General features: G+C 42.6%; 5 protein-coding genes. 3 read left to right on the forward strand and 2 right to left on the reverse strand.

Annotation, left to right across the window (positions count from 1 at the left end):
- Positions 1 to 2: 2 nt before the first annotated feature.
- Positions 3 to 1,196, forward strand: a complete 1,194-nt coding sequence (locus AC29Z1_RS14420; protein ID WP_488272153.1) for an ABC transporter permease — start codon at positions 3 to 5, stop codon at positions 1,194 to 1,196.
- A gap of 118 nt (positions 1,197 to 1,314) precedes the next feature.
- Here the strand turns inward: AC29Z1_RS14420 and AC29Z1_RS14425 are convergent, their stop codons facing one another.
- A complete protein-coding gene (locus AC29Z1_RS14425) occupies positions 1,315 to 1,470 on the reverse strand; it encodes a DUF1540 domain-containing protein (RefSeq protein ID WP_488272154.1) in 156 nt (51 codons plus the stop codon).
- A 150-nt stretch (positions 1,471 to 1,620) separates the two neighbouring features.
- On the reverse strand, positions 1,621 to 2,304 hold the full coding sequence (locus AC29Z1_RS14430; RefSeq protein WP_488272155.1) for a DNA alkylation repair protein: 684 nt from the start codon (positions 2,302 to 2,304) through the stop codon (positions 1,621 to 1,623).
- A gap of 245 nt (positions 2,305 to 2,549) precedes the next feature.
- Between AC29Z1_RS14430 and AC29Z1_RS14435 the strand changes: the two genes are divergently transcribed.
- Positions 2,550 to 3,488, forward strand: a complete 939-nt coding sequence (locus tag AC29Z1_RS14435) for a DUF1848 domain-containing protein (protein ID WP_488272156.1) — start codon at positions 2,550 to 2,552, stop codon at positions 3,486 to 3,488.
- Positions 3,489 to 3,733: 245 nt separating this feature from the next.
- Positions 3,734 to 4,195 (forward strand): NanQ anomerase/TabA/YiaL family protein, encoded by a 462-nt coding sequence (locus AC29Z1_RS14440; protein ID WP_488272157.1) that lies wholly within the window; start codon positions 3,734 to 3,736, stop codon positions 4,193 to 4,195.
- Positions 4,196 to 4,298: the final 103 nt, after the last annotated feature.

Below are 4,298 nucleotides of genomic sequence, written 5' to 3' on the forward strand. Positions count from 1 at the left end.
AGATTGCCTTAGATGCATTAATCTCCAACAAGCTTAGATCCATCCTTACCATGCTTGGCATTATCATCGGAGTTGGTGCAGTGATTGCCATGGTGTCTATTGGTATGGGAGTCAGGGATAAAATTTCCACCTCAATTGCCAGTTTGGGCAGTAATCTTATTATTGTTATGCCAGGAGCGTCCTCGTCCGCGGGGGTACGGGGAGCCGCCGGCAGCAATACGACTTTAACCTTGAAAGATGCTCAGGCAATAGCCCGCAATGTGGATGGTATTGCTGCGATTGCTCCCAGTGTTAGCAGTCAGTATCAAATCGTTGCTGGCAATATGAACTGGATGACCAGTGTACAGGGGACAACACCCGAATATATGGAAGTACGTAATGTAAGTGTTGAAGCTGGTAGTTTTATTACCAATGATGACTTAGATTCCCGGAATCGGGTAGCCGTAATTGGTGCTACCGTTGCCAGCAACCTGTTTACCAACACCAATCCGATAGGTCAAAGTATTCGCATTAACAATGCTCCCTTTAAGGTCATTGGCGTACTAGAGAGCAAAGGCCAGTCGGCAGGGGGACAGGACCAGGACGATATTGTTATCATTCCGCTAACCACTGCCCAAGAGCGAATGATGGGTATTACTTATATTCATACAATCAGTGTGCAGGCTGTGAGTTCTGAGATGGTAGATCAGGTTCAGGAAGAAATTACTAGTCTGTTGCGTGCCCGGCATGGCATTACCGGGGATAAAGAAGACGATTTTACCGTACGTAACTTAGCCAGTGTTATGGCCACAGCCCAAGAAACAACAGCCAGTATTACCCTGCTGCTGGGAAGTATTGCCGGTATTTCTCTATTGGTCGGCGGTATCGGCATCATGAATATTATGCTGGTATCTGTCACTGAACGGACAAGAGAAATTGGTATCCGCAAAGCTTTGGGTGCTAAATACTCCAATATTCTAATGCAGTTTTTGATTGAAGCCGTCGTAATCGGTGTAGTTGGCGGGACTATCGGTATTGTCTTTGGTATCGGTGCTTCCTATGCCATATCTTCTGTGGCTGGTTGGAACACGGTTATTACCCCATTGCCGATTATCATATCGTTTGCTTTTTCGGTCGGCATTGGCCTATTCTTCGGATTATATCCTGCGCGTAAGGCGGCGCTGTTGAATCCGATTGATGCCTTACGATATGAATAGTCTGGCTGCTCAATGCCTGGGAAATATTGGTTACGGTATTTTATCCTGTCAATTTTTCTTATAAACCATCAAAGCCGTCCATACTGGACGGCTTTGATTTAGGTTTGCACATGTTAATTTACTTACTTTGAAAGGTGTTACAGTTAGTTTGGGCGCTTCTTTGAGCATTTGTACCGCCGCCATCAACATTAACTTCTATGGCGGAAGCATCGCAGTGTTCACCAGCTTTCCAGTATTTACAGTTGGAAACTTTGCATTTTACTCCTGGCAACATGTTTTATCACCTCCATCACTGACAGTGCGTAATTAGTATGGCACTAGGCAGGCGTAAATATGCGCTGCATCCTTTTCATTGTCCCAGCAAAAAAAGTGAAGAGGCGAATAAAGCGAATCATGCTGACCAGCCATCGTTGGATATATCTTATTATTTTCGTTTCATTTTACGAATTAATTCTTTGGTTTCTTGGCTGACGCGATTGGATTCCAGAATTTTTTGCAAGGTTTTATTAAATGTGAAGTCATCCAGCGTGGTATGTTGTAAATACTCCATAGTCTTTTCTGGATACTTAACAAAGCAAACAGACAGAGCCCATGCTATCGCCATTTTTACGTAATAACCCTCATGTCTGACAGTATCTAAAAGGACTAATACTTGATCGATATACTTGTCATCGATATAATAATCCATCAGCATAACAATGCCAAACCGTAACTCATATTCTTTTTGGGATCTTAGATAGGGCTGCAAAAATGTCCACATTTGCTCTTTATGCTTTTTCGTGATTTTCAAACTGCTGCAAAAGCTGTCACATACTGCCCAATTGTTGATTTTGGGTATAAAAGCTGTGATATAGCGCAATGTTTCAACAATATCTGTTTTTATGTGGCCGATTACCAGTGCCTGGAGCATGATTTCTTCGTAATAGTCATCTTGTGCTGTTGCTAGATAGGTGCGCCAGTCGCCTTTGGCAAGTTCTTTGGCAAGTTCACGCAAGTGCGGCAACCGTACGCCTAAGATATTATCGGTACCTGGCACCAACTTGCTGTGAAATTGTCGGTACTCCTCATCAGCCAACTCGGTAAGGCGTTCCTTAATCGTTTTTGTCATTACATACTCCTCCCAAAGCATAAGTAAAGCCTTTATTTACTTAAAATTACCGCTACATTTGCTTGTACAAGCATGCGTAAGGCTGCTGCTCCGACGTGTTTGAGGCCGCCAAGGTTACTTGCGTCAAGGAATAACATTTCGAGGGTAAGAAACTTGGCATAGGCCAGGCCTTTTCTTAAAATAGGTATAGTAGATCGCCTATCCGCGAAGAATACCGCTAGACTAGGAATGAATGGTGAGGTCAATTGATTATCAGTGCCAGCCGACGAACAGATATTCCGGCTTTCTACGCCGAGTGGTTTATATATCGCCTGCAAGAAGGGTTTGTCTATGTCCGAAACCCGCGAAATCCTAATCGCATAGCCAAAGTAGTCTTGAACCCGGATGCGATTGACTGCATTGTATTCTGGACCAAAAATCCCCGCCCGATGCTGGATAAGCTGGATATTATTGATGCACTGGGGTATTTGTATTATTTTCAGTTTACACTTACGCCATATGACAGACGGATAGAAACAGGTTTGCCGGCAAAACCGGAAATTATCGAAACATTTCAATGGTTGAGTGATAAAATCGGCAAACAACGGGTAGTTTGGCGCTATGATCCGGTGATCATTAGCCCTGAGTTTTCTGTGCAGTATCATTTAGAAGCATTTGATCATATGTGCGAGCAGCTTGCCAATTATACACAGCAATGTATTTTTAGCTTTATTGACTTGTATGCCAAAGTTCGTCCAAGGTTGAAGGGATTGGTCGATCATGAAGCAGAATGGCTGCATAGGCATCAAATCGCCAAGGGATTCTCACAAATGGCTCAAAGACATAATCTTATGCTGACGACCTGCTCAGAGATAACTGACTTTAGTCAGTATGGTATTCGTCATTCTGCTTGTATTGATCAATCATTGATTGAGCATATTATCGGCTGTCCGATCCAGGCGAAAAAAGATTCCAATCAGCGTCCGAATTGCGCATGTATTGAAAGTATTGATATTGGTGCTTATGATTGCTGCTTTCATGGTTGTGTTTATTGTTATGCGACGACGAGTGAAAATATGGTACGTAGTGCCAGGCAGCGGCATGACCCTCACTCACCGTTGCTGATCGGTCATCCTCGCGGGGACGAAATTATGTCTGACAAAACGGTACATTCCTTTAAAGTCAAGCAAATGAAATTGTTTTAACAGTAGAGATAACTATTGATCGAATATATTCTTGCAAAAAATGTTAACAATATATTTTATCCCAATGCTCAGGGGCAATGCCTTTGCCAGAATCAGTAACGGTGAGAACTGATTTTTTAATACTACACTGTGCGCAGCTTTTCCTGTTTCTAAACACGCCATTTTGTGAGTGCTGATGATTAGGGGAGGATTTTGCTGTTAACAAGCGTATTAATGAATAAATAACAAATTAGGAGTGTAAACAAATGATACTAGGTTATCTCGAAAATGCGGATCAAGAGGGACTACATCTACCATTACTGCAAAAAGGACTGCAGTATCTAAGAAATACTGATGTATCTACCCTTTCCCTGGGTAGGCATATCATTGATGGCGATGCAATGTACGCGATAGTTTCGGAGTATATACCTGGCAAGAAAGAAAATTGCAAAGCCGAAACCCATAGAAAGTACATTGATATTCAATATATTGTTTCCGGCGAAGAGATCATGGGGTTTGGCAACATTGCCAACGGAACAGAGGAGCCAGAGGGGTATTGGGAGGACAGAGACGCTACTTTCTATTCGGAAGTAAAAGATGAAATCGATATAAAAGTGTCCAGCGGTATGTTTGCCGTATTTTTTCCATGGGACATTCATCGCCCTACCTGTGAAAGCAAACCTGGTGTTACCGTCCGGAAAGTGGTAGTAAAAATTAAAGTAGAGTAAAATACAAGAGCTCTGGAAAAAACCAGAGCTCTCAGATTGTAGACAAAACCGCTTTTATGCCGTAAGGCAAAAAGCGGCTTTCTATTTATATATTTGGTTATTC

Source organism: Sporomusa sp., assembly GCF_057736855.1.